Source organism: Staphylococcus sp. FSL W8-1207 (genome assembly GCF_038003745.1).
Taxonomy (GTDB): domain Bacteria; phylum Bacillota; class Bacilli; order Staphylococcales; family Staphylococcaceae; genus Staphylococcus; species Staphylococcus equorum.
This window is the reverse complement of sequence record NZ_JBBOPU010000001.1, coordinates 1,454,438-1,476,090: the sequence shown is the minus strand read 5'-3', so window position 1 is coordinate 1,476,090 and position 21,653 is coordinate 1,454,438. Positions and strand designations below refer to the sequence as shown.

At 33.2% G+C, this 21,653-nt stretch carries 19 protein-coding genes; 15 read left to right on the top strand and 4 right to left on the bottom strand.

Going from position 1 to position 21,653, the window contains the following annotated elements; genetic code table 11:
* Positions 1-2 precede the first annotated feature (2 nt).
* From NSR03_RS07370 to NSR03_RS07325, 10 genes are all read left to right on the top strand, one after another.
* Entirely contained in the window at positions 3-980 is a 978-nt protein-coding gene (locus NSR03_RS07370) for an alpha-ketoacid dehydrogenase subunit beta (RefSeq protein ID WP_002508003.1), read from the top strand.
* Positions 981-1,128: 148 nt separating this feature from the next.
* Entirely contained in the window at positions 1,129-2,424 is a 1,296-nt protein-coding gene (locus tag NSR03_RS07365) for a dihydrolipoamide acetyltransferase family protein (RefSeq protein ID WP_002508002.1), read from the top strand.
* Positions 2,425-2,427: 3 nt separating this feature from the next.
* Positions 2,428-3,834 (top strand): dihydrolipoyl dehydrogenase, encoded by a 1,407-nt coding sequence (gene lpdA, locus NSR03_RS07360; RefSeq protein WP_069820778.1) that lies wholly within the window; start codon positions 2,428-2,430, stop codon positions 3,832-3,834.
* Between the two features lie 156 nt (positions 3,835-3,990).
* The gene (locus tag NSR03_RS07355) at positions 3,991-4,269 is read left to right on the top strand and encodes a UPF0223 family protein (protein ID WP_021338654.1); all 279 of its coding nucleotides are present in this window, start codon (positions 3,991-3,993) and stop codon (positions 4,267-4,269) included.
* Between the two features lie 192 nt (positions 4,270-4,461).
* Positions 4,462-5,562 carry an ABC transporter ATP-binding protein gene (locus tag NSR03_RS07350; protein WP_021338655.1) on the top strand — a complete coding sequence of 367 codons (1,101 nt, stop codon included), beginning with the start codon at positions 4,462-4,464 and terminating at the stop codon, positions 5,560-5,562.
* The gene (locus NSR03_RS07345) at positions 5,549-6,352 is read left to right on the top strand and encodes an ABC transporter permease (protein ID WP_065367391.1); all 804 of its coding nucleotides are present in this window, start codon (positions 5,549-5,551) and stop codon (positions 6,350-6,352) included. Before NSR03_RS07350 ends, NSR03_RS07345 begins: the two co-directional genes overlap by 14 nt.
* 5 nt (positions 6,353-6,357) lie before the next feature.
* On the top strand, positions 6,358-7,167 hold the full coding sequence (locus NSR03_RS07340; protein ID WP_069820780.1) for an ABC transporter permease: 810 nt from the start codon (positions 6,358-6,360) through the stop codon (positions 7,165-7,167).
* The gene (locus NSR03_RS07335) at positions 7,167-8,240 is read left to right on the top strand and encodes an ABC transporter substrate-binding protein (protein WP_065367392.1); all 1,074 of its coding nucleotides are present in this window, start codon (positions 7,167-7,169) and stop codon (positions 8,238-8,240) included. Before NSR03_RS07340 ends, NSR03_RS07335 begins: the two co-directional genes overlap by 1 nt.
* Before the next feature lie 73 nt (positions 8,241-8,313).
* A complete protein-coding gene (gene auxB, locus NSR03_RS07330; RefSeq protein WP_069820781.1) occupies positions 8,314-9,543 on the top strand; it encodes a lipoteichoic acid stability factor AuxB in 1,230 nt (409 codons plus the stop codon).
* Positions 9,544-9,736: 193 nt separating this feature from the next.
* On the top strand, positions 9,737-10,252 hold the full coding sequence (locus tag NSR03_RS07325; RefSeq protein ID WP_021338660.1) for a DUF4064 domain-containing protein: 516 nt from the start codon (positions 9,737-9,739) through the stop codon (positions 10,250-10,252).
* A 101-nt stretch (positions 10,253-10,353) separates the two neighbouring features.
* Here NSR03_RS07325 and NSR03_RS07320 read toward each other — a convergent pair whose 3' ends face one another.
* Entirely contained in the window at positions 10,354-10,965 is a 612-nt protein-coding gene (locus NSR03_RS07320; protein ID WP_021338661.1) for a YktB family protein, read from the bottom strand.
* A gap of 263 nt (positions 10,966-11,228) precedes the next feature.
* On the opposite strand from NSR03_RS07320, the gene NSR03_RS07315 reads away from it, so the two are divergent.
* Positions 11,229-12,047: an inositol monophosphatase family protein gene (locus tag NSR03_RS07315; RefSeq protein ID WP_021338662.1), complete on the top strand. Its 819-nt coding sequence runs from the start codon at positions 11,229-11,231 to the stop codon at positions 12,045-12,047.
* 102 nt (positions 12,048-12,149) lie between these two features.
* On the opposite strand, the gene NSR03_RS07310 is transcribed toward NSR03_RS07315, so the two are convergent.
* A complete protein-coding gene (locus NSR03_RS07310) occupies positions 12,150-12,341 on the bottom strand; it encodes a DUF5325 family protein (RefSeq protein ID WP_002507991.1) in 192 nt (63 codons plus the stop codon).
* Between the two features lie 98 nt (positions 12,342-12,439).
* On the opposite strand from NSR03_RS07310, the gene typA reads away from it, so the two are divergent.
* Positions 12,440-14,287: a translational GTPase TypA gene (gene typA, locus NSR03_RS07305; RefSeq protein WP_021338663.1), complete on the top strand. Its 1,848-nt coding sequence runs from the start codon at positions 12,440-12,442 to the stop codon at positions 14,285-14,287.
* A gap of 270 nt (positions 14,288-14,557) precedes the next feature.
* Here the strand turns inward: typA and NSR03_RS07300 are convergent, their stop codons facing one another.
* Both NSR03_RS07300 and NSR03_RS07295 read right to left on the bottom strand, forming a co-directional pair.
* Entirely contained in the window at positions 14,558-14,731 is a 174-nt protein-coding gene (locus tag NSR03_RS07300; RefSeq protein ID WP_002507989.1) for a DUF2197 domain-containing protein, read from the bottom strand.
* Positions 14,732-14,733: 2 nt separating this feature from the next.
* Positions 14,734-15,216: a hypothetical protein gene (locus NSR03_RS07295; RefSeq protein WP_002512269.1), complete on the bottom strand. Its 483-nt coding sequence runs from the start codon at positions 15,214-15,216 to the stop codon at positions 14,734-14,736.
* A 338-nt stretch (positions 15,217-15,554) separates the two neighbouring features.
* Between NSR03_RS07295 and NSR03_RS07290 the strand changes: the two genes are divergently transcribed.
* The 3 genes from NSR03_RS07290 (at position 15,555) to NSR03_RS07280 (ending at position 21,294) form a co-directional block, all read left to right on the top strand.
* Positions 15,555-15,812, top strand: coding sequence for a YlaN family protein (locus NSR03_RS07290; RefSeq protein WP_031265880.1), 258 nt, complete (start codon positions 15,555-15,557; stop codon positions 15,810-15,812).
* A gap of 387 nt (positions 15,813-16,199) precedes the next feature.
* Complete coding sequence (ftsW, locus tag NSR03_RS07285) at positions 16,200-17,435, top strand: cell division peptidoglycan polymerase FtsW (protein ID WP_021338664.1); 1,236 nt, start codon at positions 16,200-16,202, stop codon at positions 17,433-17,435.
* A gap of 403 nt (positions 17,436-17,838) precedes the next feature.
* On the top strand, positions 17,839-21,294 hold the full coding sequence (locus NSR03_RS07280; RefSeq protein WP_021338665.1) for a pyruvate carboxylase: 3,456 nt from the start codon (positions 17,839-17,841) through the stop codon (positions 21,292-21,294).
* Positions 21,295-21,653: the final 359 nt, after the last annotated feature.

Sequence of the window (21,653 nt, the reverse complement as noted above, 5' to 3'; positions counted from 1 at the left end):
CGATGGCACAAATGACAATGGTTCAAGCGATTAACAACGCGCTTAAAACCGAATTACAAAACGATGAGAATGTTTTACTTTTCGGTGAAGACGTCGGTGTTAACGGTGGTGTTTTCCGTGTAACTGAAGGTTTACAAAAAGAATTCGGTGAAGACCGTGTATTTGATACACCTTTAGCAGAATCTGGTATTGGTGGTTTAGCTTTAGGTTTATCTACTCAAGGATACCGTCCAGTAATGGAAGTACAATTCTTTGGATTTGTATTTGAAGTATTCGACTCTATAGCAGGACAAATTGCACGTACGCGTTTCCGTTCTGGTAACTCTAAACAATCACCCGTTACTATTCGTGCACCATTTGGTGGCGGCGTTCATACACCAGAATTACATGCTGACAACTTAGAAGGTCTTTTAGCTCAATCACCAGGTTTACACGTTGTAATCCCGTCTAACCCATATGATGCTAAAGGATTATTAATCTCAGCAATCAGAAGTAATGACCCGGTTGTATATTTAGAACATATGAAATTATACCGCTCTTTCCGTGATGAAGTACCTGAAGAAGAGTACACAATTGAAATTGGTAAAGCAAGCGTGAAACAAGAAGGTAATGACATTACACTTATTGCATATGGTGCAATGGTGCAAGAGTCATTAAAAGCAGCAGAAGAGTTAGAAAAAGATGGTTATTCAGTAGAAGTTATTGACTTACGTACTGTTCAACCAATCGATATCGAAACACTTGTTGCTTCAGTAGAAAAAACAGGACGTGCTGTAGTAGTACAAGAAGCGCAACGTCAAGCGGGTGTTGGAGCAACAGTTGTTTCTGAATTAGCAGAACGCTCTATCCTTTCATTAGAAGCACCAATCGCTCGTGTTGCAGCGGCAGATACAGTTTATCCGTTTACACAGGCTGAAAATGTTTGGTTACCAAACAAAAATGACATCATTGAAAAAGCGAAAGAAACTTTAGAATTTTAATATATATTTAATGAAGTAGGATGATATCAGTTTAATTGATGCACCTACTTCATCCAAATTTATATTTATAGCATGAGATAGTGACTTAATTGTCCATCGCTCAATTTCTAATTTTTGACTTAATATGAATTTTTAGGAGGATAATAACGTGGCATTTGAATTTAAATTACCCGACATTGGTGAAGGTATCCACGAAGGTGAAATTGTAAAATGGTTTATTAAATCTGGAGATACAATTGAAGAGGACGATATTTTAGCTGAGGTACAAAACGATAAATCAGTTGTTGAAATCCCATCACCTGTTTCAGGTACTATTGAAGAAGTACTAGTAGATGAAGGTACTGTTGCAGTTGTTGGTGACACAATCGTAAAAATCGATTCACCAGATGCAGAAGATATGCAATTCAAAGGTAGTGAAAGTGACGATTCAGCAAGTGAAGAAACAGAAGCACCTGCAGAAGAAAGCACTAAAGAAGAAGCACCTGCACAAGCATCTAAAGACGAAGAAGTAGATGAAAGTAAACGCGTTAAAGCGATGCCTTCAGTTCGTAAATATGCTCGCGATAATGGTGTTAACATTAAAGCTGTTTCAGGTTCAGGTAAAAATGGCCGTACAACTAAAGAAGATGTGGACGCCTACTTAAATGGTGGCGGAGAAGCAGCTTCAAATGAAAGCGCAGCTACAGCAACTGAAGAAACTTCAAGTGCAGCACAATCAGCACCAGTTTCTACAGAAGGTGAATTCCCAGAATCAACTGAGAAAATACCTGCAATGCGTAAAGCAATTGCTAAAGCAATGGTTAATTCAAAACAAACTGCACCTCACGTAACATTAATGGATGAAATTGATGTTCAAGAATTATGGGATCACCGTAAAAAATTCAAAGAAGTTGCAGCTGAACAAGGTACTAAATTAACTTTCTTACCTTATGTTGTTAAAGCACTTGTTTCTGCACTTAAAAAATATCCAGCGCTTAACACTTCATTTAACGAAGATGCTGGCGAAATCGTACACAAACATTATTGGAACATTGGTATTGCTGCTGACACAGACAGAGGACTATTAGTGCCTGTTGTTAAACATGCAGACCGTAAATCAATGTTTAGCATCTCAGACGAAATTAACGAACTTGCTGTTAAAGCACGTGACGGAAAATTAGCGGCAGATGAAATGAAACATGCTACATGTACAATTAGTAATATCGGTTCAGCTGGTGGACAATGGTTCACTCCAGTAATCAACCACCCAGAAGTAGCTATCTTAGGTATTGGCCGTATTGCACAAAAACCAATTGTTAAAGATGGTGAAATAGTAGCTGCGCCAGTATTATCATTATCATTAAGCTTTGACCACAGACAAATTGATGGTGCTACTGGACAAAATGCTATGAATCACATCAAACGTTTATTGAATAATCCAGAATTATTATTAATGGAGGGGTAAAATATGGTAGTTGGAGATTTCCCAATTGAAACAGACACTATTGTAATCGGAGCAGGACCAGGAGGCTATGTTGCAGCAATTCGTGCAGCACAGTTAGGTCAAAAAGTAACAATCGTTGAAAAAGGAACATTAGGTGGCGTATGTCTTAACGTTGGTTGTATTCCTTCTAAAGCATTGTTACACGCTTCACACCGTTATGATGAAACTAAGAACTCAGAAAATTTAGGTGTTATTGCTGAAAGTGTTTCACTTAATTTTAATAAAGTTCAAGAATTCAAACAATCAGTAGTTGAAAAATTAACTGGTGGCGTTGAAGGATTGTTAAAAGGTAATAAAGTAGAAATCGTTAAAGGCGAAGCTTACTTTGTTGATAACAATAGCTTACGTGTTATGGATGAGAAAAGTGCTCAAACATATAACTTTAAAAACGCGATCATTGCAACTGGTTCAAGACCAATTGAAATCCCTAACTTTGAGTTTGGAAATCGTGTAATTGATTCATCTGGCGCTCTAAATTTACAAGAAGTTCCTGGTAAATTAGTAGTTGTTGGTGGCGGTTATATTGGTTCTGAACTCGGAACTGCTTTTGCAAACTTTGGTTCTGAAGTTACTATTTTAGAAGGCGCTAAAGATATCTTAGGCGGTTTTGAAAAACAAATGACTCAACCTGTTAAAAAAGGCATGAAAGAAAAAGGCGTTGATATTGTAACTGAAGCTATAGCTAAATCTGCTGAAGAAACTGAAGACGGTGTTAAAGTAACTTACGAAGTAAAAGGCGAAGAACAAACAATTGATGCTGATTACGTATTAGTTACTGTAGGTCGTCGTCCTAACACTGACGAATTAGGCTTAGAAGAATTAGGTCTTAAATTTGCAGAACGTGGATTAATCGAGGTAGACAAACAAAGCCGTACTTCAATTGAAAACATTTTTGCAATCGGTGATATTGTTCCTGGTTTACCACTTGCGCATAAAGCAAGCTATGAAGCTAAAGTTGCAGCTGAAGTAATCTCTGGTGAAGCATCAGAAGTAGATTACATCGGTATGCCTGCTGTATGTTTCACTGAGCCAGAACTTGCTCAAGTAGGTTATACAGAAGCTCAAGCTAAAGAAGAAGGATTAAAAATTACTGCTTCTAAATTCCCTTATGCAGCTAATGGCCGTGCGTTATCATTAGATGACACTACTGGCTTTGTTAAACTTATTACGCTTAAAGAAGATAATACTTTAGTAGGTGCTCAAGTAGTTGGTACTGGCGCATCTGATATTATTTCTGAACTAGGTTTAGCAATCGAAGCTGGTATGAATGCTGAAGATTTAGCATTAACTGTACATGCTCACCCAACATTAGGTGAAATGTCTATGGAAGCAGCTGAAAAAGCTATAGGTTTACCAGTACACACAATGTAATTTCATTGTTGTAACAGATATAACGATAGCCTTGTGGGGGCGGGAATATGAAATCAAATTTTGATTTCTGTCCCGCTCCTTTTTCATTTTAAAATGTAATATCTAAAATAAACTTTAACTATAAATATTCAATGGAAAAGTAGGAGGCATGCTTATATGGAGTATCAATATCCAATAGATCTTGATTGGTCAAATGACGAAATGATGCAAGTTGTGTCATTTTTCAATGCTGTGGAATCTTTTTATGAATCTGAAGTAGAAGGAAAATTATTAATTGATCGCTACAAGCAATTTAAAACAATCGTTCCTGGGAAAGCAGAAGAAAAACAGATTTTTAAAGAATTCGAAAAAAGTAGTGGATATAATAGTTACCAAGCTGTTAAAACAGTTCAAACTGACAACAGTCAAACGTTTTTTAGCGCAACGAAAAAATAACTATTGTCATGTAAGCTATATTCTGATATTTTTATTAAGCATTAAACAAAATGTTTGATAAAAGTAAACAGTATATAGCTTTTTTTGCGAAATTTTATTATAGTGCACGTCATAAAAATACATAATCCTACACCAAATGAAACTCAAGTTATGATTGTTACAACCACGTCATATTTATAGGAGGAAACACAAATGAATCCGTTATTATCTTTCAGCGCAGTAAGTAAAGCTTATGATGATATACCAGTATTAAATAAAATCAATATAGATATTGAGTCAGGTCATTTCTATACATTACTTGGGCCTTCTGGTTGTGGTAAAACAACAATTTTAAAACTTATCGCAGGATTTGAACAAGCCGATGAAGGGGATATTATATATCGAAATCAGACAATTAATCATATACCATCAAACAGACGCAAAGTGAATACAGTATTTCAAGACTATGCTTTATTTCCTCATTTAAATGTCTATGATAATATTGCTTTTGGATTAAAACTAAAGAAAATGAACAAAAGCGACATAAATAAAAAAGTGCAAGAAGCATTAAAACTTGTAAAACTCACTGGTTATGAAGATAGAACAATTGAAAGTATGAGTGGGGGGCAAAAACAGCGTATTGCAATTGCACGTGCGATTGTGAATGAACCAGAAATATTATTATTAGATGAATCTTTATCAGCACTGGATTTAAAATTAAGAACCCAAATGCAATATGAATTAAGAGAAATACAGTCTAGATTAGGTATAACATTTATTTTTGTTACACATGATCAGGAAGAAGCTTTAGCGCTGAGTGATTATATATTTGTAATGAAAAATGGTGAAATTCAACAATTTGGCACACCTACTGATATATACGACGAACCTGTAAATCGCTTTGTTGCAGATTTTATTGGAGAATCAAATATTATTGTGGGTACTATGATTGAGGATTATGTGGTGAACATCTATGGTCAAGATTTAGAATGTGTAGATATGGGTATTTCACCACAAGAGCAAGTAGAAGTAGTGATTAGGCCAGAAGATATATCCTTGGTACAATCAGAGCAAGGTTTATTCGAAGTGACAGTTGTTTCTATGCTTTTCAGAGGAGTACATTATGAAATCAATTGTACTGATAGTAAAGGTTATAAATGGTTAGTTCATTCTACTAAAAAAGCAGAAGTTAATAGTAAAGTGGGTTTATACTTTGAACCAGAAACAATTCATATTATGGTGCCAGGTGAAAGTGAAGCTGAATTTGATAAGCGTATTCAAAGTTACGAGGAAATAAATCATGCGCAAGATTAATACATATCTATTTATACCCTATATACTGTGGATGGTTTTATTTATCGTTGTTCCAGTAATCCTTCTTGTTTATTTCTCATTCATTGATATACAAGGACATTTTGGATTGGAAAATTATAAAAAGTTGATTTCACTCAAATATTTCAAAATGATTTGGGACTCGGTATGTTTTGCGGCAGCGATTACGTGTATGACGCTACTTATAAGCTATCCAGCTGCGTATTTTATAAGTTTATCTAAATATCAAAATGTATGGTTACTTATACTGATTGTACCAACTTGGATTAATTTACTACTGAAGACCTATGCATTTATAGGCATATTCAGTCATGATGGTATTATCAATCAAATATTGAATGTTTTATCTTTGCCTAAAATGGAATTGTTATTTACTGTTCCTGCGTTTTTAATAGTAGCAAGTTATATTTACATTCCATTTATGATTTTACCTATTTTCAATAGTATGAAGGATATTCCTAATAATATTTTGCAAGCTTCAAGTGATTTAGGTGCGAGCAGGCTAACAACATTTAGAAAAATTATTATACCACTCACGAAGCAAGGCGTATTGACAGGAATTCAAGTCACATTTATACCAGCATTATCGCTTTTTATGATTACAAGACTAATTGCAGGAAATAAAGTGATTAATATTGGGACGGCGATAGAAGAACAATTTCTAGTGATACAAAACTATGGAATGGGTTCTACGATTGCGTTGTTTTTAATTGTATTTATGGCGCTAGTCTTAATTATTACAAATACTAAACCTACGAATGGGAAAAGGTGAATCATATGAAATGGTATGGAAAAATATATATTGGCATATTAATCGCTGTTTTATATGCTCCAATTTTATTTTTAATGGTTTATTCATTTAATGCTGCTGGTAATATGGTTCATTTTGATGGGTTTACTTTAGAACATTATCAATCATTATTTAGTAACGACCGGTTAGTGTCTGTTATTTTTAATACGATAGGTGTAGCATTGTTAGCCGCTGCATTTGCTATTGTGATAGGAACACTAGGTGCGATTGGTTTATATCATTTAAAAAATAAAAAAATAAAGGTTTCATTACTTACATTAAATAATGTTTTATTAGTGTCTTCTGATGTTGTTATAGGCGCTTCATTTTTGATTATGTTTACAGCAATCGGACATTTTACTGGTATGGGTCTCGGGTTGATGACGGTACTTATTTCACATGTTGCTTTTTGTATTCCTATTGTGGTAATCATTGTGTTACCTAAACTGTATGAAATGAATAACCATACGTTAAATGCGGCACGTGATTTAGGTGCAACGGAGTTTCAAGTTTTGAATAAGGTCATGTTACCTCAGTTGATGCCAGCAATTATAGGTGGCTTTTTTATGGCATTGACCTATTCATTAGATGATTTCACTGTCAGTTTCTTTGTTACCGGTAATGGATTTAGTGTGCTTTCTGTGGAAGTTTATGCAATGGCAAGAAAAGGTATTAGCATGGAAATAAATGCAATATCTACACTTTTATTTGTCGTGATTATGTTCGGTATACTTGGTTATTATTTAATTAAAAATGTGCTTAAGCATAAAAAACAAGTGAAACGGGGTATATTATAATGAAACGTTTTTTACAGTTAATTATAATTTCTATCATCGTTGGTTTGATATGTTTATTTATCAGTCAAAAATTCACTTCAAAACATCATTCTAGCACTGGTGAAAAAATTCATATTTATAATTGGGGAGAATATATTGATCCTAGTTTGTTAAAACAATTCCAAAAAGAAACAGGAATTGAAGTCGTCTACGAAACTTTTGATTCAAACGAAGCGATGGAGGCCAAAATAAAAAATGGCGGCACTCATTATGATGTTGCTTTTCCGAGTGACTATACAGTGCAAAAATTAAAAAGACAACAATTGTTATTACCTCTAAATCATGAGAAACTGCCTAATATGAAAAATCTTGATTCAGATTATCTCGATATGCCATTTGATGAAGATAATACATATTCAATACCTTATTTTTTTGGTACTGTGGGTATTCTTTACAATAAAAATGTATATCCAAATGATAACTTTGAATCGTGGAATCAGCTTTATAAAGTGAAATATAAAAATGATATATTATTAGTAGATGGTGCGAGAGAAATTATAGGTGTAGCTTTAAATAAATTAGGTTATAGTTTAAATGAGACACATTCATCATATTTAGCAGAAGCTGAGAGAAATTTAACACATTTAGGTCCTAATGTAAAAGGCGTAGTAGGTGATGAAATTTCAATGATGTTAGAACAGCATGAAGCAAATGTTGCAGTAGTATGGAGCGGTGTAGCAGCTCCAATTGTACAACAAAATGAAGAATTTGATTATGTAGTTCCTAAAGAAGGTTCAAATCTGTGGTTTGATAATATGGTTATACCTAAGACAACACAAAATAAAGCAGGTGCCTATAAGTTTATGAACTTTTTATTAGATGCAGAGCATAGTAAACAAAATACAGAATGGGTGGGCTACGCGACGCCTAATAAATCAGCAAGAGCACAATTGCCTGCAAGCATAAAAAATGATGAGCGGTTTTATCCTACAAAGGAAGAACAAGCTAATTTAGAAGTTTATAAAGATTTAGGGAAAGAGACATTAAGTGAATATAATGAAAGATTTTTAAATTTTAAAATGTCACTAAAATAAGTCATAGTTAGTAGTTATTTTATCGTTAATTCGATATAATAGTTTGACAAGCAATATAAGGAGTTGTAAAGACATGTCAGGAGAGCAATATACTCAAGTTAGACGCCCGGTGAGTCGACTAGCAGAAAAAGTATTAGGTTGGTTGAGTTGGATATTCTTATTATTACTAACCATTATTACGATGTTTATTGCACTAGTATCATTTAGTAGTGAAGCATCAATACAAAATTTGGAGACTTCATTGAATGGCAATGATTTTATTCAACAAATATTAGCGAATAATGGATTAAATACAATCCAATTTGTAATATGGCTACAAAATGGCGTGTGGGCGATTATAGTATATTTCATCGTTTGTTTGCTTTTATCATTTTTAGCCTTAATTTCAATGAATATAAGAATTTTATCAGGATTCTTATTTTTAGTCGCAACGATAGTGACGTTACCATTAGTGTTGCTATTTGTACCGCTAATTATCCCAATTCTATTTTTAATCGTGGCAATCATGATGTTTGCACGAAAAGAAAAGGTAGAAACGGTGCCTGCATATTATGCAGAAGGATACCAAGAACGTTTTTCAGATTATGAGCAACAATCAGAACCGAACTCACCTCAATACATTGAAAAGCAACAAACTTCTGACGTAGAACAACAACAAAGTAATGATAATCAATTAAGAAGAGGCGGTTATAGCTCTGAAGTTGCAGAAAAAGTAAACTCTGAAAATAATGCATCTGATGAAGAACCACAAGTACTTTCTAGACAAGCAAAATATAATTATAAGCAAAGAAAACACAATAATGTTAAAGATGACAGTCAAAGTACTGAAGATGAATTCGGTCAAGGTAGCAATGTATATAATGAAGATGGTGAAGCAGTTGCCAACGAAGACCAAAATAGCAAAGATGCAGTAACGAATGAGCAAGAAAAACAACAAGATAATGAAACAGAATTAGAAAATCAACGTATGGCGGAAGAAGAAGCACGCCGTAAACAAGAAGCATACGAAGCGCAACAAAGAAAACAAGCTGAGCAAGAAGAACAACAACGCCGTAAACAAGAAGAAGCAGAAGAAGCTGCAAGATTGAAACAAGAAAAAGCAGAAGAAAAAGCACGTATTAAACAAGAGAAAAAAGAACGCAGAAAACGTGAAAAAGAAAAACGTAAACAACAACCAAGTGCAGCCAATCAGCGTAGAAAGAATTTCGAAGAACGTAAGAAAATCACTTCGCAAGATGCCGAAGAATCACAAGATGCAAAGTCTAAAGAACAAAATGATTCTGAAACAAAAGACAAATCATAATAAAAGTTGTGTTATTTTTAAAACAATTCCATTTGTTATTCGATTAATAAACTCGATTGCTCACATGATGTGCGGCAATCGGGTTTTTATTTATATTGCTCTAACATAATATTATTTAGCGATAGGTCGTGGTTATTTTTAATTATTCATAAATTTGCTATGATATAATTAATGAATTTATAGGAGGAAGAGTATGAGTAGGAAAACAGAACGTATTCTAGCTTGGATAGCAAATAGTCTTAGTTTAATTTTCTTAATATTTTCGATAATTGTATATGCGTTCATCAACGTGCCAGAATTTAAAGAAGTGTTTAATGAAATGAACCAACAACAAGGTGTAGAAATGTCGCCAGAAGCATTTAAAGCTTCTATCATATTCCAAGGTGTCTTTACACTTATTTCAACGATTTTAGCTTTTATTGCAGTATTTACGATTAAAGGCAATCGCATACTCGCAGGATGTTTATTTATCGTTTCTGCTATTATTGGTATGTTTGGTGGCAACTTTATTGCGATGATTTTATGGTTTATTGTTGGTATTATGCTATTTGTTAAAAAAGACGACAATAATCAAGCTAATCACATCAATCAGATGCCAAATTATAATATTTATAATAACGAAAAAGAAAAACAAAAGCCCCAGCAGCAAGATATGGATCCTGAGGCAGAAATGAAACGAAAAAAAGATGATGACCCGTATATTTACTAAATGTATCTGACAATCATTTATAAAGATAAATTGGTAAAAATAGAAAAGCACGTTACTTAAATTTATTTTAAGTAACGTGCTTTTTAGATATATCAGATGAATTATTTATAGAATTTGAGTAATTGTTCGAAGGTTTCTTCGAGGAAGTTTAAAAAGACTTTATCGCTTTGTAATTGTTCAGCATTTGGTGACAATGTACGAGCTACAAAGAACTCACCTTTTTTAACTTCTTTAACACGATTGAGCGCTTTTGTTAGGTCTTCATCTGACATTTCATGGATGTAAAATTTTTCTTGGCTCATATGATCAGGACTAATGCTATAGTCATTTGGTAAATTTTTAAGTGTTTCAAATTGGTCCTCGAAAGCTTTTATTTGTTGTGCTTTGTCTTTTGTTTCATGCATGATACCATACATGACAAATAATTGATTTTCAAACAGACCTATTTGAAAATGAGGTTGCATTTTATAACCGCGTTTATTTGTAGCGAATGCGACCCATGTATCTTTTGGTGGGTTAACTTTTCGACGTGCATGTTTAGCTACGTGTGGATAAAATTTTTCACCGGTTACTGTTTCTAAATATTGTGCGAAATAATCACCTAATTCATTAAGTTGTGGTCGGATACGTTCATTTAACGCTTCCATTCTTGCATCAAGACCATCAACTGTGAATGCTTTGAAATCTTTAGGTTTAAATATGTATTTAGTCATTGGGGCCTCCTGTAAACATTATTTACGTTTGTATTGTAGCATAATATAATTGGTTTAACATTGTCTTTGCCCATTTTGCGCACCTTAAAACATAACTTTATGGTGCACGTGTAGAAAAGACTAAATAGGGTATACATGTAAGAAATCATAAAATATACAAAATATATTTTTATACATATTATTATTAGAAATTAGAAAAGTTAAGTATTAACTTTTTAAGTATTAATTACTGTATAATGAGAAGTCCATAAGGAGCTGATACAATGACTGTTTACGAGTTTGCTAAAGGTCTCATATTAGAGGCAGGGAATAATGTAAAAAAAATAATGAAAGAAGATATAGAGATAGAAACAAAATCAAATCCTAATGATTTAGTGACTAATGTAGATAAAGCTACAGAAAACTATATTTTTGAAAATATTTTAAAAACATATCCTAACCACCATGTCATTGGTGAAGAGGGGCATGGTCATGACCTTAACAACGTGACGGGGGTTGTGTGGGTAGTTGATCCAATTGATGGCACATTGAATTTTGTTCATCAAAAAGAAAATTTTGCAATTTCTATCGGTATTTATAATGATGGGCAGCCATATGCAGGATTTGTATATGATGTGATGAACGATGCACTATATCACGCTAAGGTTGGAGAAGGAGCATTCGAGAATGAAAATCGACTTCCTGAAATAAAATCGACAACTTTAAGTACAAGTATTATTGGCATTAATCCTAATTGGCTAACCAAGCCTCGTTTAGGAGAATTATTTAAACCTATAGTAGAAGAATCCAGGAGTGCCAGAGCTTATGGATCAGCTGCTTTAGAAATTATTCATGTCGCAACCGGAAAATTAGCTGGATATATTACACCTCGATTACAACCCTGGGATTTTGCTGGTGGTCACATCATCTTAAATGAAGTAGGTGGAAAAGGTACAGATTTAATGGGAGACGCATTATCAATTTATGAACCTAGTTCTATTGTAATGGCGAATAAACAATTACACGCTGAACTCATTGAACAACATTTTCAAAAAAATAATGAAATCATTGGATTATTGCAACAACGTTTAAAAAATAAATAATAAAAGATTATTTTAGAAGAAAAAACAGCCTATGAAAAGCGCCTCAATCCTATTTTTTAGAATTGAGACGCTTTTATAGATTGTATATAAAATTTGACTCGATTATAGCCAATCGTTTTCGCGATATTTCTTTTTTAAAGTGAAACCGTAACCAAATGTTGCAATGAATAATATAAGTGTTAAAATCATCAATGGAACATTTGTTGCAGCTAAACTAAAGCTAAATAAAAGCAAGAATACTACAGCTACTACAGCAAGTACCCAGAATATTGCTTTCGATTTTTTTTGTTGCATACTACCACACCTTTATAGTTTTCTTTAACCAATTATATGATATAATAAAAAAGTTGCAAAGAAAAGTGGGAATTTACTCGAGAAAGGAATTTGTATAAATGACTAATAGAAGAGAAGACGTTCGTAATATAGCTATCATCGCTCACGTTGACCATGGTAAAACAACACTAGTAGATGAGTTATTAAAACAATCAGGAATATTCCGTGAAAATGAACAAGTAGACGAAAGAGCAATGGATTCTAATGATATTGAGAGAGAACGTGGTATCACAATCCTTGCTAAAAATACAGCAGTTAACTATAAAGACAATCGAATTAATATTTTAGATACACCAGGACATGCTGACTTCGGTGGCGAAGTTGAGCGTATCATGAAAATGGTTGATGGTGTTGTACTTGTAGTAGATGCTTATGAGGGAACGATGCCACAAACACGTTTCGTATTGAAAAAAGCATTAGAGCAAAACTTAAAACCAGTTGTAGTTGTAAATAAAATTGATAAACCAGAAGCACGTGCTGAAGGTGTAGTAGATGAAGTATTAGACCTATTTATCGAGTTAGAAGCTTCTGACGAACAATTAGATTTCCCAGTCGTTTACGCATCAGCTGTAAATGGTACTGCAAGTTTAGATGCAGAAAAACAAGATGAAAATATGCAATCTTTATACGAAACAATTATCGATTATGTACCAGCACCAGTTGATAATAGAGAAGAGCCGCTACAATTCCAAATTGCACTATTAGACTATAGTGACTATTTAGGACGTATTGGTGTAGGACGTGTGTTCCGAGGAACAATGCGTGTAGGAGACAGTGTATCTTTAATTAAATTAGATGGTACTGTTAAAAACTTCCGTGTAACAAAAATCTTTGGTTTCTTCGGATTAAAACGTGAAGAAGTTAACGAAGCATATGCTGGTGATTTAATTGCCGTATCGGGTATGGAAGATATTAACGTTGGTGAAACAGTAACGCCAAGTGATCACCAAGATGCGTTACCTGTATTAAGAATTGATGAACCAACACTTGAAATGACATTTAGAGTTAACAATTCACCATTTGCAGGTCGTGAAGGCGATTATGTAACATCTCGTCAAATTCAAGAACGTCTTGATCAACAATTAGAAACAGACGTTTCATTAAAAGTTACACCAACTGAGTCACCAGATAAATGGGTTGTTGCAGGTCGTGGAGAATTACATTTATCAATCTTAATAGAAAACATGAGACGTGAAGGCTTTGAATTACAAGTATCTAAACCTCAAGTTATTTTAAAAGAGATTGATGGTGTGAAATGTGAACCGTTTGAACGTGTACAATGTGAAGTACCACAAGAATATACAGGTCCTGTAATCGAGTCATTAGGCCAACGTAAAGGTGAAATGCTTGATATGGTTACAACAGATAATGGCTTAACTCGTATTATCTTTATGGTTCCTGCTCGTGGTTTAATTGGTTATACTACAGAATTTATGTCTCAAACTCGTGGTTACGGTATCATTAACCATACATTTGACGAATTTAGACCACGTGTTAAAGGTCGTATCGGTGGCAGAAGAAATGGTGCACTTGTATCTCTTGATCAAGGTAAAGCTAGTGCTTATGCAATTATGGGCTTAGAAGACCGTGGTACAAACTTCATGGAACCTGGTACTGAAGTATATGAAGGTATGGTTGTTGGTGAACATAACCGTGATAATGACTTAACAGTTAATGTTACGAAAGAAAAGAACCAAACAAACGTACGTTCTGCTAATAAAGACCAAACTGTAAGTATGAAACGCCCAAGAATTTTAACATTAGAAGAAGCATTACAATTTATCAATGACGATGAACTTGTAGAAGTTACACCAGAAAATATTCGTATTAGAAAAACAGTGCTAGAAAAATCAGCACGTGAAAAAGAATCTAAACGTATCAAACAATTGATGCAAGAAGATGATTAATTAAAAAAGATTTGATATGAGAACCAAACTAGTTAATATTATCTAGTTTGGTTCTTTTATTTTAAAATTGTCATTTAAAATAATGTGGTTAATAAAATTAAAAGTATATTGCTATTAACATTATATGTACTTGATGATTTATAACATATAAAAATAGCTAAGCATTTAACAATTTGAGCTGCATTTTAGTTACGGCTCGTAATTATTGAACAATTAGCTATTATAATTATAAAGTTTGTTTATTAAATTATTGTGTAATAAAATTTTGTGTTAGAGATGATTGTAAGTTGTTACTTGATTGCGCTGTTTAGGTGTATCAAGTCTACTTTTACACTCATCACACATAAATGTGTGCATCGGATCATTTCTAAGTCTTTTCGCTTCTAATGTATTTTGATCGATAAATACTTCTGTATCACAAATAATACATTGAACTTTTTTCATACTTAGATCACCTCAATATGAGTAACGTATGCAAATTGGTAAGAATAACCTTCATTTGGAATGTAAACAAAGCTATCTACACTATAGTCATCATATAATCTTTTACCATCTTTAGCGAATTGGAAAAAGAGGTAAGGTAATAAATCAATCGGAACCTCAATGGCATCATTCTCATTATATAAACGGATGATCTTTGCAGAATCATGTGGTTCAGCATTCTTGAAAAAAGGTGTCATATTGATAACAAATGATTGTTCCAATACTGCACGTCTTTTATATTTAATTTCAGAATTTAATGTTGGCGGATTAGTTTGGCCTTCCAAAATTGCACGATTCCATTCACGGTTATCGTCAAAATTGATTGGTTTTGTACCGTCGAATACACCTTTTTCTAAATCTTCAATTTGTACTTTTCTATCATCAAAAATCCAAGTTGTACTATCTAATGATATTGGAAATTTAACTGCGCCCTTAATTTGAATCATAGTCCCACTCCTATTTGTATATCTTATCTATCTTTATAACAAAAATATGTAAAAATGAACTTTTTGTGAATGTTTCTCACTTGTTAGTGAACACTTCTATACTCATTGTACATTAAAAACTGTGTTGAAATAAAACGTTTTCACAACGGATGTCAGTAGTCTGACGATTCTGTAAAAAATATATTTGAGATAAAGATTTCTTTAATATCAATATTATCACAAATAACACGGTTTAGTATATTAAGGAATTCACTTGCTTTTTATGAATCAGTAAGATACACTTCTACATATAAAGTTACAATTGATAGGGGGAGTATGTCTTGGTAAAAAATCAAAAAATGAACAATGCGGCATATGACCAGTTGAATAAAGATGCTGATAGGATTCTCCAACTTATAAAAGTACAAATGGATAATCTGACGTTACCTCAATGCCCGTTATATGAAGAAGTACTCGATACACAAATGTTTGGATTGCAAAAAGAAGTAGATTTTGCTGTTCAACTTGGTTTAGTCGATATAGAAGTGGGCAAAGATTTAATGCTACGATTAGAAAAAGAACTTTCTAAATTGCATGACGCATTTACTAATGTTTAATATGGTTAAATAAATAGATTTTTTGGCTGGAAAGATTTTAACCAGCTTTGAAAATACACACAACTTGAATAAGTAGTATCTTCAAAACTACATAACATATTTCAGAGTGGCTGGGACATCAATATATTGTTGATTGCATCGCAGCCATTTTCTTTTGCTCAAAATAGACAAATGACGAAATTAATGGTTAAAATAATGGTATTTAGTGTTATATTTGTTCGAAATATCATAGTGATGTTTGATATAATGTTAAAAGTGTAATTTATTTTTTATGAAACAGACCCAATATCTTAAGACGATTTACAACAATAAATATCGTTTTAATGTTACGAATTTGAGCTAGTAATGATAAATGATATTAATAATTAGAATTGGATGATATGTCAAATGAATAACATAAAACAATTTTTTCGATATATTGGTAGAAATGCCAAATATATTGATTATCCGTTAGTAATTACATATATTTTATTATGTCTTATAGGCTTAGTAATGGTATATAGTGCAAGTATGGTTGCAGCTACAAAAGGTTCATTGACAGGTGGCGTTCCAGTGACTGGGACTTACTTTTATACAAGACAATTAATGTATGTAATCATGAGTTTAATTCTTGTCTTTTTCATGGCCTTCTTTATGAATGTCAAATTCCTTGAATCCATCAAATTTCAGAAATGGATGATGATGATAATGGTTGCTTTACTTGTAGCAACTTTACTTGTAGGAAGTAATATTAATGGTTCGAAAAGTTGGCTCAATTTAGGGTTTATGAATCTACAAGCTTCGGAACTATTGAAAATTGCAATAATTGTATATATACCTTATATGATAGAAAAGAAACGACCAAAAGTTTTTAAAAATCCTAAACTATTAACATCACCAATTATTTTGGCTTCATTTTGTATAGCACTTGTGCTTTTACAAAGAGATGTAGGCCAAACACTATTAATTTTAATAATCTTCTTTTCAATCATATTTTATGCAGGCATTGGTGTTCAAAAATCACTTAAATATGGTTTGATGATTTTATTCGGTGTAGTTATTATAGGTGGGTTGTTCCTGCTGTTAGGATTAGTTCCAGATTACTTGACTGCGCGTTTTAGTACATTAACTAATCCATTTAGTAATGAAGAAGGTACTGGGTATCATATTTCTAACTCCTTGATTGCAATCGGAAATGGCGGATTGTTTGGACGAGGGTTAGGTAATAGTATTATGAAATTAGGATACTTACCAGAGCCACATACTGATTTTATATTTTCAATTATTGCTGAAGAGTTAGGTTTGATAGGCTGCGTCGTGGTTATAGGCTTATTATTCTTTATAGTTTACAGAGCATTTGAACTTGCAAATAAAACCAATTCTTACTTTTACAAGTTGGTCTGTGTAGGTATTGCAAGCTATATCGGCAGTCAAACGTTTGTTAACTTAGGTGGCATTTCAGGTACAATACCATTAACAGGTGTACCATTACCATTCATAAGCTTTGGTGGTTCTTCAATGATAAGTTTAAGTATCGCCATGGGTCTATTGCTAATTACAGCGAAACAAATTAAAATCGAAGAATTAAGAAAGAAAAAAGCAAATAAAATTAACGATAATGTAGGAATTTCTAGAAGATCATAAGTTACTTAATTATGGTAGTTATGATATAAATATGTAATTTGTAAAAGCAAACGTTACAACAGTAAAATGTTGAAAACGTTTGCTTATTTTTATAATCAGACATCTTAATTTTGAAAAACTTAGTGTTTTTAAAGTTAATGATAATAAAAAGTTATCGATTTTAATAATTTTTTATTATACTTAAGCTATGATATAATTCCATAGAAATGCGAGTATACTACAGTGTTTAGAGACTATCACATACAGATAAAATTTTATCATTCAGTGATCATAATTCAACAGTTTAAGAAGTGTTTCTAGAATAAACGAACAAACTTTTATTTGTATACATTGTTCGCATTTTGCTATAATGGTTTCTATATCAAACTTTTTAGAAAATTCAAATTTTAAGGGGGACCATGTTGTGAAAAAAATAAATAAACTTATGGTAGCCAATCGTGGAGAAATAGCAATAAGGATTTTTAGAGCAGCAACTGAGTTAAATGTACAAACAGTTGCGATTTATTCAAATGAAGATAAAGGGTCTTTACATAGATATAAAGCAGATGAATCATACTTAGTAGGCGAAGATTTAGGTCCTGCAGAATCATATTTAGATATTGAACGCATTTTAGAAGTGGCGAAACGTGCCGATGTAGATGCAATTCATCCTGGTTATGGTTTTTTAAGTGAAAATGAAACATTTGCACGCAGATGTCAGGAAGAAGGCATCAAATTTATTGGACCACGTGTAGAGCATTTAGATATGTTTGGGGATAAAGTTAAAGCAAGATCAACAGCAATTAAAGCAGATTTAAGAGTTATCCCAGGTACTGATGGACCAATTGATAATCAAGAAGATGCTATAGCTTTTGCAAATGAAGCGGGCTATCCACTTATGATTAAAGCTACAAGCGGTGGCGGTGGTAAAGGCATGCGTATCGTCTATGCAGAAGATGAATTAGAGGACGCATTCCACCGTGCTAAGTCTGAAGCTGAAAAATCATTTGGTAATAGTGAAGTATATATTGAAAAATATATCGATAATCCAAAACATATAGAAGTTCAAATTATCGGTGATGAACATGGGAATATCGTTCACTTATATGAACGTGATTGCTCAGTGCAACGACGTCATCAAAAGGTAGTAGAAGTAGCACCTTCTGTTGCTTTGTCTGATGATTTAAGAGAACGTATTTCTGATGCTGCAATCCAACTCATGGAAAATATAAAATACGTTAACGCTGGTACTGTAGAATTTTTAGTATCAGGAGATGATTTCTATTTCATAGAAGTGAACCCACGTGTACAAGTTGAACATACAATTACTGAAATGATAACAGGCGTGGATATTGTAAAAACACAAATACTTGTAGCAGACGGTGAAGTATTATTTGATGATGAAATAAACATGCCCAAACAAGAAGATATTCGAACGTTAGGGTACGCTATACAATGTCGTATTACTACTGAAGATCCTACAAATGATTTCATGCCTGATTCGGGTAGAATCATAGCTTATCGTTCAAGTGGTGGCTTTGGTGTTAGATTAGACGCTGGTGATGGTTTCCAAGGTGCAGAAATTTCACCTTATTATGATTCATTACTTGTGAAACTATCTACTCATGCGATGTCATTTAAACAAGCAAATGAAAAAATGGATCGTTCGTTACAAGAAATGAGAATACGTGGTGTTAAAACCAATGTGCCATTCTTGATTAATGTGATGAGACATGAACAATTTAAAACCGGCGATTATACAACAAAATTCATCGAGAAAACGCCAGAGCTTTTTGATATAGCACCAACACTTGATCGTGGTACGAAAACACTAGAATATATAGGTAATGTTTCAATTAACGGTTTCCCGAATGTTGAAAAACGACCAAAACCGATTTATGAAGCATCTCCAATTCCAAAGATTGCTAAAAAAGAGGTTGAACAATTAGAAGGTACTAAGCAACTTTTAGACGCACAAGGCCCTAAAGCAGTTGCAGATTGGTTAAAACAACAAGAAGATGTATTAATAACAGACACGACATTTAGAGACGCACATCAATCATTACTTGCTACTCGTGTACGTACGAAAGATATGATGAACATCGCTTCTAAAACTGCAGATGTAATGAAAGATAGTTTTTCATTAGAAATGTGGGGTGGTGCAACATTTGATGTCGCATTTAACTTCTTAAAAGAAAACCCGTGGGAAAGATTAGAAAGATTAAGAAAAGCTGTTCCAAATGTACTATTCCAAATGTTACTACGTGCTTCTAATGCAGTCGGTTATAAAAATTACCCTGACAACGTAATTAAAAAGTTTGTCAAAGAGAGTGCAGATGCTGGAATTGATGTATTCCGTATATTTGATTCATTAAACTGGGTAGATCAAATGAAAGTAGCAAACGAAGCAGTACAAGAAGCAGGTAAAATTTCAGAAGGCGCAATTTGTTATACAGGCGATATTTTGAATCCGAATCGTTCTGACCTGTACACAATAGAATATTATGTGAATATGGCGAAAGAACTTGAAAGAGAAGGCTTCCATATTTTAGCGATTAAAGATATGGCGGGCTTATTGAAACCTAAAGCTGCGAACGAGTTAATTGGAGAATTAAAAGCTGCAGTAGATTTACCTATCCATCTGCATACGCATGATACAAGTGGTAATGGCATACTTGTATACAAACAAGCGATAGATGCTGGTGTAGATGTCATTGATACTGCTGTAGCGTCAATGAGTGGCCTAACAAGTCAACCAAGTTCTAATTCGTTATACTATGCATTAAATGGTTTTGGTAGAAATGTACGAGCGGATATTGATGGTATGGAAGAATTATCTCATTATTGGGGTACAGTGCGTCAGTATTACAGTGATTTTGAAAGTGATATTAAATCACCTAATACTGAAATTTACCAACACGAAATGCCAGGGGGACAATATTCAAACCTAAGTCAACAAGCTAAAAGTTTAGGTCTAGGCAATAGATTTAATGAAGTAAAAGAAATGTACAAACGTGTTAATTTCTTATTTGGCGATATTGTAAAAGTAACACCTTCTTCTAAAGTGGTAGGTGATATGGCTTTATACATGGTGCAAAATGATTTAGATGAGCAAACTATCATTGATGATGGCTATAAATTAGACTTCCCGGAATCTGTTGTATCATTCTTTAAAGGGGAAATTGGCCAACCAGTAAGTGGATTTAATAAACAATTGCAAAAAGTCATCCTAAAAGGTCAAACAGCTTTAACAGATAGACCAGGTGAATATTTAGAACCTGTAGATTTTGAAGCTGTAAGAAAAGAATTAGAAGAGAAACAAGAAAGAGAAGTTACAGAACAAGATATAATCAGTTATGTGTTATATCCTAAAGTTTATGAACAGTTTATCTCAACGCGAGAACAATTCGGTAATGTGTCATTATTAGATACGCCAACATTCTTCTTCGGTATGAGATCTAACGAGACTGTAGAAATCGAAATTGATACAGGTAAGAGACTCATTATTACACTTAAGACAATTACAGAACCTGATGAAAAAGGTATTCGCACAATTTTCTATGATATGAATGGTCAAGCACGTCGTATCTTCATTCAAGATGAAAACGTCAAGGCAAGTGAAAGTGTGAAACCTAAAGCAGATAAATTAAATCCAAATCATATCGGCGCTCAAATGCCAGGTTCAGTTACTGAAGTCAAAATTTCAGAAGGTGAATCTGTTACGAGTGGTCAAGCTTTATTAATTACAGAAGCAATGAAAATGGAAACTACAATCCAATCACCATTTGATGGTGTGGTTAAGAAGGTTACAGTTCAAAGTGGAGAAGCAATCCAAACAGGTGACTTATTAATTGAAATTGAGAAAGAGCCAGTAGATTAAATTTTTTATTCTACAATCAAACAGCCGTCAGATTTCTTAAATGGGAATTTGACGGCTGTTTTATATGTCAAAAACTTTAATAGAAAAGGGTAGTTCTAAGAGTCAATAAAGTCTCTGAATTTTTTTATGTGTTGTACACTTTCCGCGGGACACTCTCAATCTGTAGTCTTCAACTAGTGCTTCCACAACAACTCAGGAGTCCGCTCAAAGCATTGTCATTTTTAATAATTAATTAGTTGAATTATTAAAAATACAACGCAAATAACTATGAATATATAACCCACTTAATGAAAATAGCTTTAATGAATATTATCAATAAAAAAACCAAATGCTTTTTTAGCATTTGGTTTATCTACATA